The 13,632-nt window shown below is 50.2% G+C and carries 8 protein-coding genes; 1 reads left to right on the top strand and 7 read right to left on the bottom strand.

Annotated features, from left to right (window positions below):
* Positions 1-86: 86 nt before the first annotated feature.
* The 5 genes from LN737_RS10570 to LN737_RS10590 form a co-directional block, all read right to left on the bottom strand.
* Positions 87-1,517 (bottom strand): SusD/RagB family nutrient-binding outer membrane lipoprotein, encoded by a 1,431-nt coding sequence (locus LN737_RS10570; RefSeq protein WP_405518636.1) that lies wholly within the window; start codon positions 1,515-1,517, stop codon positions 87-89.
* Positions 1,518-1,612: 95 nt separating this feature from the next.
* Positions 1,613-4,900, bottom strand: a complete 3,288-nt coding sequence (locus tag LN737_RS10575) for a SusC/RagA family TonB-linked outer membrane protein (protein ID WP_405518638.1) — start codon at positions 4,898-4,900, stop codon at positions 1,613-1,615.
* 290 nt (positions 4,901-5,190) lie between these two features.
* The gene (locus LN737_RS10580; RefSeq protein ID WP_405518640.1) at positions 5,191-5,718 is read right to left on the bottom strand and encodes a class I SAM-dependent methyltransferase; all 528 of its coding nucleotides are present in this window, start codon (positions 5,716-5,718) and stop codon (positions 5,191-5,193) included.
* A 55-nt stretch (positions 5,719-5,773) separates the two neighbouring features.
* Positions 5,774-7,207, bottom strand: coding sequence for an amidohydrolase family protein (locus tag LN737_RS10585; protein ID WP_405518642.1), 1,434 nt, complete (start codon positions 7,205-7,207; stop codon positions 5,774-5,776).
* Positions 7,208-7,311: 104 nt separating this feature from the next.
* Complete coding sequence (locus LN737_RS10590; protein WP_405518644.1) at positions 7,312-8,796, bottom strand: LpqB family beta-propeller domain-containing protein; 1,485 nt, start codon at positions 8,794-8,796, stop codon at positions 7,312-7,314.
* A 249-nt stretch (positions 8,797-9,045) separates the two neighbouring features.
* On the opposite strand from LN737_RS10590, the gene LN737_RS10595 reads away from it, so the two are divergent.
* A complete protein-coding gene (locus LN737_RS10595) occupies positions 9,046-11,727 on the top strand; it encodes a sodium-translocating pyrophosphatase (protein WP_405518645.1) in 2,682 nt (893 codons plus the stop codon).
* A gap of 96 nt (positions 11,728-11,823) precedes the next feature.
* Here LN737_RS10595 and LN737_RS10600 read toward each other — a convergent pair whose 3' ends face one another.
* A complete protein-coding gene (locus LN737_RS10600) occupies positions 11,824-13,050 on the bottom strand; it encodes an efflux RND transporter periplasmic adaptor subunit (protein WP_405518647.1) in 1,227 nt (408 codons plus the stop codon).
* 177 nt (positions 13,051-13,227) lie between these two features.
* Entirely contained in the window at positions 13,228-13,602 is a 375-nt protein-coding gene (locus LN737_RS10605; RefSeq protein ID WP_405518648.1) for a YtxH domain-containing protein, read from the bottom strand.
* Positions 13,603-13,632 lie beyond the last annotated feature (30 nt).

Consider the following 13,632-nt stretch of genomic DNA (forward strand, 5'->3'; position numbering starts at 1 on the left):
GAACAAAGTTACAACTTAAAGAATAAGAAAAGGCTATCCGACAGCGGGACAGCCTTTTGCTCTACGTTACCTAACAACAAATTGGACTATTGGTAAATCGGGATTTTTTGAAACTGGTCAGCCAGCGGTTTGGGTACGTTAGGATTGGTATTGACTTCGCCCTGTGGATAAATGAACCGTTCTGGTTTCTTGCTGCCCGAGTAGAGCGGAATCGTCAACTGCACAACCGGCGTTGCTTTTTCCAGGCGTCGAACATCATTGAAAGCCTCATATTGCATCAGCAGGAAGGTGTACCGCTGAACAATAATTTCGTAGAGCAGAGCCAACTGCACGGTAGCCGCCTTGTTGGGGTTTGCTAATCCGCTGGGGCCGAAATCATCCAGTACGTAGGCATCGTACTTGCGGCCGGTTGCCGACATCGTTTTGCCGTTGATCGTACCCGTTGCCAATCCTGCCCGAACGGAATTCAGCGCTACCAGTGCTTTCGCCGTATCGCCAAGCCGGGCCTGCGCTTCGGCCAGAATGAGCTGATTTTCGTAGTACGTAAGAATCGGGTGTGGCGCATTCGACGTGAAAGCACCGTCAACTACGTTAGGGTCGAGCGTACCTGTGCCAATAACGCCAATTTTAAAGTAGTGGTTATACAGCGCTGTTTCGTCCGTTTTTGTGTTGGCCGACTTAATTCGCGACTGCATCAGAGTAGGCAGGTAAGCGCCATCGAAACCCGTATCGCCGGGGCGGTTAACCCGAAAGAAATCGTAGTTCTGATTGTAGTCGATACCCTGGCTGGCACCATGCGGTGCCAGCGCGTCGCCCGCCGTACTGCTGATGCCCAGCGTAGCACTTTCAGCCGCTTTGGCATAATTGCCCAGGTGTAAATACAATCTGGCTTTGAGCGTATAAGCTGCGGCTTTCCACTTCGATACGTCCCCTTTGTAAATAAAATCCTGCGCAGAAAACGCCAGACCGCTTGGTGCCGACAGGTTCAGAATGGCATTGTCCAGCGTGGTTTGCAGGGCTGCATACACATCAGCCTGTTTATCAAACACCGGCGTCGGGTATTTGACATCGTCGAATGCCTGGCTATAGGGAACATCGCCATACAGCGACGTGGCTTTCGCAATCAGCAGAGCTTCCAGAACCTGGCCAACGCCCTTTGTCCATTTGTCGCCAACCACATCTGCTTTGGTCTGGATGAGCCGGGCCTGGCTCGCAGCTGGGTAAAGCGGACTCCAGGAAAAATTCTGCGCCGATACGATATATTCCGCATACCCCTGATGCTGACGGCTCAATCCGTTGAGCTGACCGGCCCAGATGGCGGCAATACGTACATCCGTGTCCTCGTGCAGCATCGTAACACCGACCAGGGTACCCGACAACAACGTAGCAATGTCGACATCCGTGACTGCATTGGGGTTGCTCTGAATATTCGCATCGTTGAACAGATCATTGCAGCCGCTTAGCAGCGACACCGCCAGTAAGGAGGCAAAAAGCTTATGGATGACTGTTTTTCTCATGATATAAAGAAGTTTACGGTTGACAGCTCCGGCTCACGGCTTTCAGCGCAATGGATAGCGCCTGAGTAACTCCCTGAGCCAAAGCTGTGGACGGGTTAGTACGTGATTTTCAGCGAGAAAAGAAGCGAGCGCGTGTTGGGGTTCGTAAACCAGTCCTGACCGCGCGAAAGCCCCGCCCCCGTAATATTCACCTCTGGATCGGTGCCCGTGTAGTTTGTCCAGAGCACCAGATTCCGGCCGGTAAGGCTAAAATCGACCGACGATAAGTGCGTTAGCCGCCGGAACCCTTCGCTTCGCAGACTGTAGTTGAGCGTAATTTCCCGCAAACGGGTTGAACTCCCGTCTTCAATAAACTGCTTATACGAAGCCGAATTGAACGACGTACCCCGACCCTGATACCAGGCCTGATTCAGGGCTACCGGTCCAGCCCCAAAATCTTTGATCTGTCCTTGGAAGGCAGTGCCTGCTGCAATCAGATTTCCGTTAACATCTTTGATGCCACCAGCCGGTGCGATGGCTGTACCGCCCTGATCGGCGTGAACGCCAAAGCTGTAGAGCGCACCCCGGGTACCATTGTAGAAGTCGTTGCCTGCAACCCGGTCGAAGAGTACCGAGAGCGAAAGACCTTTGTAGCTGAACGTACTGCCCAGACCACCTCGCCATTTTGGATTAGGATCGCCAATTATTTCATTGCCGGTACCTCCTTGTGGAAATCCATTGGCGTCCAGGATGTATTTGCCGGACTCATCTTTCCGGAAATCTGTGGAGTAGAACACGCCAAAAGGCTGGCCTTCAATCAGCGATGCATTCTGCTGATAACTATCCGGCAAGGTTTGTGCCGCTGCGCCTGCCAGCGAGATTACCTTGTTTCGGTTCAGGGAAAAGTTGGCCGACAGGTTCCATTTAAAGTCGCCGAAGGTTATAATATCGGCTCCTCCCTCAAACTCAAGCCCTTTGTTCGATAGTTTGGCCGCATTAACGTTCCGAACTGTATAGCCGGTTTCGTTGGGTACGTTCAGCGACAGAATAACATCCTCCGTTGTGTTGTCATAGGCAGTGGCTGAGAACGTAATCCGGTTATTGAGGAAGCGAAGGTCAACCCCAAGCTCGGTTTCGGTTTTCCGTTCCGGGCGCAGGAAGTCATTTCCTGCGGTTGTGCTACGTACATAGCCGCCCCCATACAAAGCACTCGCCGACTTCAGGCCGCCGGCATAGGCATCGGTGTAAGCCGCTGGCGAGAACGTAGTGAAATTCTGGTAGGGTTGTGGCTGAATACCCACTTGTCCCCAGGTCATGCGCAGTTTACCGAAGCTAAGCACAGGGCTGTTCTCGAATCCTTTCAGCTTGGTAAACTGCCAGGCCAGTGCTGCCGAAGGAAAGAAGAAGCTGCTATTGGTTTTGGAGCCAAACGTTGACGCACTTTCGTTCCGTCCGGTCAGGGTCAGAAACAGCATGTCGTACGCCTGTACTTCGGCCTGAGCGTAGTAAGCATACGTCCGGATCAGGGAGGTGTAGTTGCTGATGGCGCTGTTCGAGTTCAGGGCGTTGGTCAGAATATCCGGCGCGTTCGGTACGATAAAGTTGGTGATCTGATCGCTTACGTACTCTTTCCGGCGACTGTTGTAGTTGACGCCTAGCAGGAAGGACCCGCTAAACTTGTTGCTGAATGTTTTGCTGGCATTCGCAAAAAAGTCTGTATTGAACTGCTTCTCTGTGATCCAGTTTTTCGATAACAAACCTGTACCGAACGAGCCTGAGTTACGGGCGAATCGCTCCAGCCGTTTGTCAATGTAATTATCGAGACCCGCCCGGCCGGTAATGCTCAGCCAGGAAGTTGGTATAATCCCTAACTCAGCGGTGCCCGTGATCCGGTCCACATCCGTTGTGTTACGGTTGTTATTGATGTTCCAGATGGGGTTCGCATAGATCGTGTTCTGGTCGATACCCAGCGGATTTCGGTAAGAAACGTGCGCGTTGTTGAACGTCTGCCCGGCTTTGTTGGTATAAATGCCAGTGTAGTAACTGTTGTCGAAATCGCCGGGCGTCCGGAAGCCACCCAGAATAATACCGTCGAGGTTGTCGCCCTGCTGGACCCGGGTAGAATAGCTCTTGGTATAGCCAACATTGGCCGATGCCCGAAGCCAGTCGGTAAATTGGCTGGTTGCATTAATACGTGCTGTGTTTCGCTGATACGTACTGAATTTTTGCACGACCCCATCCTGATTCAGGTTTGAATAACTCAACAGGAAATTAGAGCGGGCATTACCACCACTGAAACTGATGTTGTTGTCAGTGAAGTGACCTGTCTGGAACACGTCTTTGGTATGGTCGTAGGTTTGCCGGGAGTTTTTGCCACCGTGCGGATTGGTGGCCGTACCAGCTGCAATTGCGTACCGTTTTGTGCCATCCGGAAACGTAACAAAGCCCTGATAACCAGCAGCGCTTGGGTCGGTGATGTACGTATCGTCTCCGCCTTTTCGGTCAGCAATCAGATCGCCGAATGTGTTCCGGCTGCCTTGCTGATACAGCCCCCCGGAACCTTGTCCGTAGGTCGTTTGCAGTTTGTGGTTTTTATTGACTTCATCGAACGATACCGTCGATTTGAAGGTGATATTCACCTTGCCTTTCGTATCCTTTCCTTTTTTCGTGGTGATAACAATTACCCCGTTGGCCGCCCGTGTACCCCAGAGAGCCGCTGCCGACGCACCTTTGAGCACTTCCATGCTTTCAATGTCTTCGGGGTTAATGTCGTTGATACGCGATTGCTGTACGATACCATTACCGGCTGCTGTTCCGTAATTATCGCTGGAGTTGCTGACCGGAATGCCGTCGATGATAAACAGCGGCTGGGCATTCCCGTTGATGGTGTTCTGACCCCGAATCTGGATATACGCCCCTGCGCCCGGATCGCCCCCGTTGCGGGTGATGACAACTCCCGACGCTTTGCCGCTTAGGCCCGTCAGAAGGCTGGTTTCGCCCGATTTAGCAATGTTTTTTCCTTCAACCGTCGAAACCGACGACGCGAATTTGTCGCGTTCTTCTTTAATGCCAAGGGCCGTTACAATAATTTCGGACAACTGCTTTGTGTCACTCTTTAACGTAACATCAATCACGCTACGTCCGCCAATGACTTCCTCAATTGTTTGCATACCAACCGCAGAGAAAATCAGCGTTGTTCCCGAAGCGGGTACGTTAAGGCTATACTCACCCTTCGAATCGGTGACGGTACCGATGGTTGTTCCTTTCACAACTACGGTTGTGCCAGCAAATCCTCCTGCTCCTTCATCAGCCGATACGGTACCGCTGACTTTTCGCCCCTGTCCCCAGACGATTGAGTAGCTGAAGCTCACAAATAGCAGACTCATCAGTAATGATTGCTTCATAGAATTTAGTTTGGTTAAGAAATGCAAGTTCTTTACAAAACTATCATCATGAAGTATATATCAAAATAATATTTTAAGAATTTTTAAAAAGTCAGAATTATTTATGTTAAATTAAAAAATGAATAGAATAAATTGTATTTTTTGATTCTGGCTTAGCGAGAAATACTACTCAATAGCAGAAATGAGCAGAATCAACTAAAAAATATCGCCCTAATCTGCCAACCAGGTTAGGGCGATTGAAAACAGGCAAGTGACGATTCTAGAATCAATTGAATTCAGAATAAGTCTGGTTATAAGCGGCTTATATAGGAAGCGTATAAATTGGCCCGACCGTATAGAGAGGGCTTTTCGTGAAGCTTTTCGACGGATGCGTACCCAGCCTGCGTTACCAGTTGCTGAAGCGCCGAATAGCTAAGCGGGTAGGGCACCCAGGGATTGGGAACATCGGTATCATACTCAACCAGTAGGAAACAGCCAGTCTCACTCAGGTAACGGTTCGCTTTTTGGAAGAATGCCAGTTTATCCTCGACGTAATGCAGAGAATTAGCCATCAGTATACCATCGAGCGTAGCAAAAGACCAGTCATCCCGAACAAAATCCTGACGTACTATCTCGACAGAAACCCCTGTGTCGTTTTTGAAATCGGCTATTGCAAGCTGAATCGTATCGACGGCATACACTGTGCTGCCAGAGGGCAGAAAGCTGGCTAAGGCACGCGTAAACAAACCCGAACCGCAGCCTAAATCGGCCCACTTTACGGGTTTTGCCGAAATGAGCCTGGGTGTTTGAATAAGGGCTATGGCGTCACTCAACTGCATCGGATAATGGATGTTGCAGGTAAATAATAATCAGCGAAAGCATAAAGAACAGTAATTAAGGCCGTGTGAGCAGTTGGTCTATCGTGAAAACTTCCCCATTACGGATCACCTGCTCCACATTCAGCGCGTCGTTGATATTTGTTAGTGGGTCACCATTTATGATGACCATATCGGCCAGTTTACCCGGCTCGACAGAACCTAAATCGTTGCTGACACCGACGGCTTCAGCGGCCCAAAGGGTAGCTGAACGTAACGCCTGGTAGGGTGTTAGTCCTGCCCCCACAAAAGACTGAAGCTCGGTATGCAGGCTTAGTCCATACGGAACAAACGGGCTGTCGGTGCCGGTCGTTACGTGAGCACCCGCATCCATTAGGGCTTTAATGCCCTTCTGAAGATTTCCGAAGTTGGTCAGGTAACCGGGACTTATTTTTGCATACTGAGCAGCACTGACCTGCAGAGCGTTGTTATACTCTTCGGAATAAAACGTACGGTATTGGCGGTTTTCGTACAAACCTGGTTGTTTAGCGGCCATCACCGAAAATCCGCCCTGCAGCGAAGCCGTTGGAGTAATGTTCATGCCTGACTTGGCTATCAGCTGAATTACGTCCTGATAACTGCGATTCATGGCTGTTATTTTGGGAGAGTAACCGCGTCGACTTGTCCCGCCGATGTGTTCGACGGCGTCGACATCGTAGCGCATGGCCGGAAAAATTTCGTGCGACGACACGGGCATACCGTGTGCATGAGCGAAAGCCGTAATGCGTTGCTGGATTGCATCAGGCATGCGAACATATGTCTTGATCAGATCGTAGCCCAGTCGTACCGAGCGGTTGAGTTCGCGGTCGAGCTGCTCGTCTGAGTTGATGCTGGTAGCAGCTCCGTAATAGATTCGGGTTCCATCCGTCAGCCCGCCGGTAAAAAACTGACGTGGCCCTGGCCGTGTACCACTGGCCCAGGATTCTTTCCGTTCAAGAGCATCATAGGGGTCAGCGCCGGTTTCGCGTATGGACGTAATACCGAATGAAAGCCACAACCGCCCAATTTTTTCGCCAACCATAGCGTGCTGGTGCGTGTGCATTTCAAACAAACCAGGAATGATGGTTTTGTTCGATGCGTCGATAATTTTACTATCCAGCCTGCCAACCTGATGCGGTACAATGGATTTGATCCGATGGCCTTCGATCAGAATGTCAACATTCTGGCGGTACGTACTGGAACGTCCGTCAAACAGCCGCCCGGCGTGAATGACCAGCTGCCCAGTCGGCTGATTAATCTGCCAGGTCAGGTCCATCGGAACGATTTCTGTGTGTCCGTCGGCCAGATAAAACTGTTTCAGGGTGTCGGTCGCTAGATAAAGCAGGCTTTTAGAGTCCGCTGTCCAGGTAGGCGTGTCCGACTGCTCAGTGGTCAACTGGCGGGGCGTGCCGCCCATCGTACCGTCGGGGGTTACATCGGTCAGCCAAAGCAAACCATCCAGTACGTACGCCATTTTTGTACCATCCGGCGACCATACAGGGCCGTTCTGACCTCGGGTAGCAAGGCTATGAGCAGGCGTGGGCGTTACATATCGATCATTCTTACCATCCAGCGAAATCAGCAGAATCTCACTAACGCCTTCCCGATAGCGGGAAGAGTAGGGTGAAGAGCCGATACGGCAATTGTCCTACTATCAGCGGACCAGGTAGCCTGACTCGGTACAAAGACGGATTCGTGTACTTTTAGCGTTTTAGGCGACGTAACATCAGCCGTGTACGTAACGTCGGTGATGAACAACGTACTGCGTCCCCAGGCATTGCGCGGATCACTCTGATAAAAGGCAATTTTACTGCCATCCGGCGACCAGGTCGGGAAGTGCAGGTCATCGGCCATATCGTTCAGTAGTTTGTCTTCGCCGGTTTTCAGGTCACGCACCCAGACATCCATATTGCCGTTACGGTCGGATGTATACGCCAGCTTTGTACCGTCGGGCGACCAGTTGGGGTCAACTTCCATGGTAGGACCTTTGGTCAGTCGCTGAGGGGTTTTAGTGCCTTTGGGTAATAGCCACAAATCGCCCAGGGCGGCAAAGGCAATTTGATTTCCATCGGGCGAAATCGCGGCACCTTTTATGCCGCGAACCGGATGCGGATGTTGACTGTCGAAATCGTAGGTTCTGCGGGTATATAAGTTTCTGGATAACGTAACGGTAGCCTGAAAAGGGATTGACTGTGCCGTTGTGCTGCCCGTCTTTTTCCGTTTCAGCTGCCCGTCGGCCGTATATAGGTACTCGTTACCGGTCAGCCAGCTTACCCGAAACGGGAATACATCCTCTTCCACTTCTGTAAGCATGTGCAGTTTGCCAGTCGTTAGCGATACAGCCGCCAAACCACTCTGCGAATTGGTCAAGGCCGTACAGAACAGGTGCGAACCATCAGGTTGCCAGCTGGGACCCGTGAGTTTGGAGCTGGAAGGCAAAACTATTTTTTCAGTGCTTCCGGGTGTGAGTACGTAAAGACCGGGTGCATCGGTGCGGTCCGAAACGAAAGCTACCTGTTTGCCATCGGGCGAAAACATCGGATTGAAATCATTTCCCGAATCATGGGTCAGTTGCGAAAGGCTGCTATCGGCCAGGGTGAGTTGCCAGATATCATAATTACCGCCACGGTCTGAAGCAAACACGATCCGCTTGCCATCCGGCGACCAGTGTGGTTCGCGATCATCATAAACACCATTGGTTAGCTGCCGGGGTACACCCCCATTCTTCGACACGACCCATAGATGATAGCGCCCATCCCAAAAGGCATGAAACACAATCTGTTGACCATCCGGCGACCAGCACGGCTGACGACAATCACCCAGCGCATCGGTGATTGGTCGGGCTACACCACCGGCAACCGGAACTAGCCAGATCGTACCCTGTAAATCTATGGCGATCTGCGTTTTATCGGGCGACAGATCGGCAGCCATATTGGTGCCCTGCGTTACGGTTACCTGTAGCGAGTCAGCTTTGTGCGCGTAGAGTTGCGTAGCTGCAAATGCGCTGAGAGTCAAGCCGAAAGTGGCCGTTTTTAGTAAATTGGGAAAGCGGATCAGATTCATAACAGCGAGGAAGAGAGTGGGCTGAACGGGCAAAATAGCCTGCTAAGCTAGTTTGTCTTTTCAACCTACATCGTCCTTGCAACACTTCCAAGTCGAACGCTGATTTGCAGGAGTCAGCTGAACATTTTCCTCAAAAAACCGCAATTATCCACGAAAAAAGTCAACAAAAGGTGTTGCGCCCCGTTGGTTATGCAGTGTCCAATTTTATCTTTGCGAGAATTCGTTTTTTTAAACCTTTAACTTAATCGCATGAATAATAGTCTTTACATCGTCCCCTTTCTGGGATTGGTGGGATTGGCGGTAATGTTCGCCAAATTCGTTTGGGTTTCGCGGCAGGATGCTGGCGACGCCCGAATGCAGGAAATTGCAGGCTACATTGCTGATGGAGCCATTGCTTTCCTCAAAGCCGAGTGGCGCGTTCTTATCGTTTTCGGAATAATTGTCGCTGCGCTGCTATCCTTTGCGGGCGCTCAGGTTGAAAACTCATCGTGGGTTATCGGTATTGCTTTTGCGTTTGGTGCCTTTACGTCGGCACTGGCAGGCTATATCGGTATGAAAATTGCCACCAAAGCCAACGTACGTACTGCTCAGGCGGCACGTACCAGTCTTACCCGTGCTCTGGAAGTGTCATTTACAGGTGGTTCCGTGATGGGCATCGGCGTAGCGGGCCTGGCCGTATTAGGACTAAGCGTGCTATTCATTATTCTCTACAATCTATACGTCGGTCCTAATGGGGATGTAAATGGATTGCCCATGGAGAAAACACTCGAAGTACTGGCGGGCTTTTCGCTTGGTGCTGAATCGATAGCGTTGTTTGCCCGTGTAGGCGGGGGGATTTATACAAAAGCGGCCGACGTTGGCGCCGATCTGGTAGGTAAAGTGGAGGCTGGTATTCCTGAAGATGATCCGCGCAACCCCGCAACCATTGCTGATAACGTAGGAGATAACGTGGGCGACGTAGCGGGTATGGGTGCTGACCTTTTTGGCTCCTACGTAGCAACTATTCTGGCTACGATGGTACTGGGTCGCGAAATACGTATTCCGGCTGATGCGGACATTGTAGGGCATGCGCCGATTGTACTGCCGATACTGATTGCCGGTATGGGTCTGATTTTCTCGATTCTGGCCTGTTATCTGGTACGTGTCAAAGACGACAACGGGAGTGTACAGGGAGCACTTAATCTGGGCAACTGGGGCTCAATCATTCTGACGGTTGTTGCATCGTTTTTTCTGGTAGGCGCCGTACTGCCCGATACGACCATGGAAATCCGGGGCGTTGAATTTACCCGCATGGATGTGTTTTACGCAATCCTAACTGGACTTATTGTTGGTGCGCTGATGTCGACCATCACGGAGTATTATACCGCTATGGGCCGTCGGCCGGTCTTGTCTATTATCCGGCAGTCGGCAACGGGAGCCGCTACCAATATCATCGGTGGTTTATCAGTGGGGATGGAATCGACGGTGCTACCGATTCTGGTACTGGCTGCTGGTATTTATACGTCCTACCATTTTGCTGGTTTGTATGGCGTAGCTATTTCGGCCGCTGGTATGATGGCAACCACGGCCATGCAGCTGGCGATTGATGCGTTCGGGCCAATTGCCGATAATGCGGGTGGTATTGCCGAAATGAGCTACTTACCCGAAGAAGTACGGGGGCGTACGGATATTCTGGATGCGGTTGGTAACACCACAGCCGCAACCGGGAAAGGGTTTGCTATCGCTTCGGCCGCTTTAACGGCGCTAGCTCTTTTTGCGGCCTTTGTCGGTATTTCTGGTATTTCGGCCATCGATATTTACAAAGCCGACGTATTGTCCGGGCTGTTTGTCGGCGCCATGATTCCGTTCATCTTCTCGTCTCTAGCCATCGCTGCTGTAGGCCGGGCCGCTATGAAAATGGTGGAAGAAGTACGTCGCCAGTTCCGCGAAATTCCCGGTATTCTGGAAGGAACAGGCAAGCCCGAATACGATAAATGCGTAGCGATTTCGACGCAGGCTTCCATTCGCGAGATGGTTCTGCCGGGTGCTATTGCCTTGTCGGTTCCGGTTATCGTTGGGTTTATTTTCGGACCTGAAGTACTGGGTGGTTTGCTGGCAGGCGTAACGGTGTCGGGCGTATTGATGGGTATTTTCCAGAACAACGCTGGTGGTGCCTGGGATAATGCCAAAAAATCTTTCGAGAAAGGCGTCGAGATAAACGGTCAAATGTATTATAAAAAGTCGGAGCCGCACAAAGCGTCGGTAACGGGCGATACGGTTGGTGACCCTTTCAAGGATACGTCCGGCCCATCCATGAACATTCTGATTAAACTCATGTCGATTGTGTCGCTTGTTATTGCGCCGTATATCGCTGTTCAGTCATCCGAAACGCCGGGATATAACCTGGAAGGGAAAGAAGCCGCGGGTACAGAAGTTCCGCTGGAAGAATCGACTGCAGCTGATAATAACAAAGTCAGCACGCCCAACGCAAAACTGGGTGAGTTTAGCATTCAGAAACTGACCAATGGTATTGAGCTGAACATTCCTGAGTTCGGTATTGAGAATAAGCTGTTAGGCTTTATCAAGAGCGACAAGGCCGTTGATAAAGAGACCTGGTTCGATTTTGACCGGCTTACGTTTGAAACAAACAGCGCTACGCTCAAGCCCGAATCACAGGAGCAACTGAAAAATATTTCAGAAGTACTGAAAGCCTACCCGAACGTAAACGTAAAACTTGGCGGCTATACGGACAATACGGGTAATGCCGCCAGTAACCTCAAACTCTCGCAGGACCGGGCGAATTCAGTACGTGTTGAGTTGGAGAAAATGGGTATCGATAAAGGGCGTCTGGAAGCAGAAGGCTACGGACAGGCGCATCCTGTTGCGTCAAACGATACAGAAGAAGGACGCGCGCAAAATCGTCGTATTTCGATCCGTGTAACGAAAAAATAAGAGCTTTAAAGTACAAATCGGTTGGTAATGACAGAGATTGGGTTTCTGTCATTACCAACCGATTTGTTTTGAGATCAATAGCTGTTTCTTAGCTGACTAATTTCCCAGAGCGTTGTAGATTAACAACTGGTTGGTTGTGACAACCCGATCGCCGGGGGCAAGACCATCAGTTAAGTACGTTTTCGGGCCAATGGTTTTATAGATATTCACTTCGCGCACAATCGGCTGATTCTGCTTGTTGACGGCGACCACAAAATTCCGGTTCTGGTCGAATACAACTGCTTTAGCCGGAATGGTTGTCCGTTTGTCATGGCCAGCATACGTAACGCTGACATTGGCAAACATCTCGGGTTTAAGCCGGTAGTCGGCGTTATTGAGCGTAACACGAACTTTCAGGGTTTTGCTATCCGGGTCTAATACGTTGAAAATTTTATCGATTCTGCCATGAAAAACTTTATCCGGATAAGAGATAGTTGTAATACTGGCGGGGTCACCTTCGTGCACATTCGCCAGATCAGATTCGTATACGTTGGCCAGTACCCAGACATGATCCAGATTGGAAACCGTAAAAAGATTCTCAGGATCGTCGGAGCGAAGTTCCATACCCTGCGAAGCTGTCTTCTCCACGATGAACCCACTCATGGGCGCTTTTACCAAATAAACAGAACCGTTTCCACCCACAATCCGTCGGCGCTCAGTTACCCGGTTCACTTCGCCTTTCGCAGCCTGTAGTTGCTCTTTACTGGCAACCAAATCCCGTTGAGAACTTAACCCGGCTTTTGTCATGTCTTCAGTTACCTGCATGTTTTTCTGAGCCACCGACAATTCTCCTCTTGCGGCTACGGCCTGCTGTTCAAGGTCTGCCAGATCACCCGACCGAATTACAGCCAGTATCTGTCCTTTCTTTACGTAATCGCCCAGATCAGCCTTCAGCGTTTCGATATGACCACCCACTAGTGGGAATACTTTCACGACCTGGTCCTGATTGAATGTGATTTTTCCGGTCAGGTTCAATTCATTTTGTGTCTTCTCCAGCCTGGCTGTATCGAAGGTGGCTGTGGCAAGCAGATTGGTTTCCTTGCGGGCGTTGGTAGGTGCGCTTTCTTCAGATTGAGCGGCACTGCCACCACAGCTCATCAATCCTCCTGATACAAGCAGGCTGCCTATAACCATGAGCAATTGGTGTTGTATTAATTTCCAGACCCGACGCGGTTGGGCCGAACTGACAAAATGAGATTGCCCGCCCGTTAGGTACTTATGACTAACAAAGGTTGGCCGGTTGCAGAAAGTGCGATCAGAACTATGGAGTGAGTACCTTTTCATAACAAATTAATTCCTCTGCAAAGGTCAATTATGCTAGTTAAAGGCCTCTTAAACAAAAATTAAAAGACTATTAAACCCCAGTCAATGCAAAACCCCTCTGAAACGGTCGTTGCAGAGGGGTTTTTTTCAATAACGTTGAGTAAATAATTGTGTTCAAGCAAAAGAGGGTACTTTTACTTAGTTAACTTTAGCAGACGATTTCGCATTGTCGACACCAGCTTTGGCATCGTCAGCAAGCTCATCAACTTTATCATTGTATTGGTCTTTAACCTCTGATTTATTCTCATTATAAGCTGTCTGAGCCTGATTCTTATACTGGTTGAATTGCTCTTTAGCTTTGTCGGTATACTGGTTCACCTGGGTTTTGGCTTGTTCCAGCCCTTCTTTAACCTGCGACACCCCTTTCTCCCACTGATCCTTCAGATCACCTGTACGCTTGTTAGCTTCTTCGGTCAATTTATCGCGTGTTTCTTTACCGCTGCGGGGAGCTGTTAAAAGGCCGATAACAACACCAGTGATAATACCGGTCAGAAAATCTCGTGTGCTTCTCATTGTTCTATTTGTTTTAGGTGAGTTTTGATC

It is taken from the genome of Spirosoma sp. KNUC1025 (assembly GCF_045160025.1).
Classification (GTDB): domain Bacteria; phylum Bacteroidota; class Bacteroidia; order Cytophagales; family Spirosomataceae; genus Spirosoma.

What these genes read in the sequence shown, in the direction of transcription:
- LN737_RS10570 (WP_405518636.1), bottom strand. Translation starts at nt 1,517, where the DNA reads ATGAGAAAAACAGTCATCCATAAGCTTTTTGCCTCCTTACTGGCGGTG.
- LN737_RS10575 (WP_405518638.1), bottom strand. Translation starts at nt 4,900, where the DNA reads ATGAAGCAATCATTACTGATGAGTCTGCTATTTGTGAGCTTCAGCTAC.
- LN737_RS10580 (WP_405518640.1), bottom strand. Translation starts at nt 5,718, where the DNA reads ATGCAGTTGAGTGACGCCATAGCCCTTATTCAAACACCCAGGCTCATT.
- LN737_RS10585 (WP_405518642.1), bottom strand. Translation starts at nt 7,207, where the DNA reads ATGGCGTACGTACTGGATGGTTTGCTTTGGCTGACCGATGTAACCCCC.
- LN737_RS10590 (WP_405518644.1), bottom strand. Translation starts at nt 8,796, where the DNA reads ATGAATCTGATCCGCTTTCCCAATTTACTAAAAACGGCCACTTTCGGC.
- LN737_RS10595 (WP_405518645.1), top strand. Translation starts at nt 9,046, where the DNA reads ATGAATAATAGTCTTTACATCGTCCCCTTTCTGGGATTGGTGGGATTG.
- LN737_RS10600 (WP_405518647.1), bottom strand. Translation starts at nt 13,050, where the DNA reads ATGAAAAGGTACTCACTCCATAGTTCTGATCGCACTTTCTGCAACCGG.
- LN737_RS10605 (WP_405518648.1), bottom strand. Translation starts at nt 13,602, where the DNA reads ATGAGAAGCACACGAGATTTTCTGACCGGTATTATCACTGGTGTTGTT.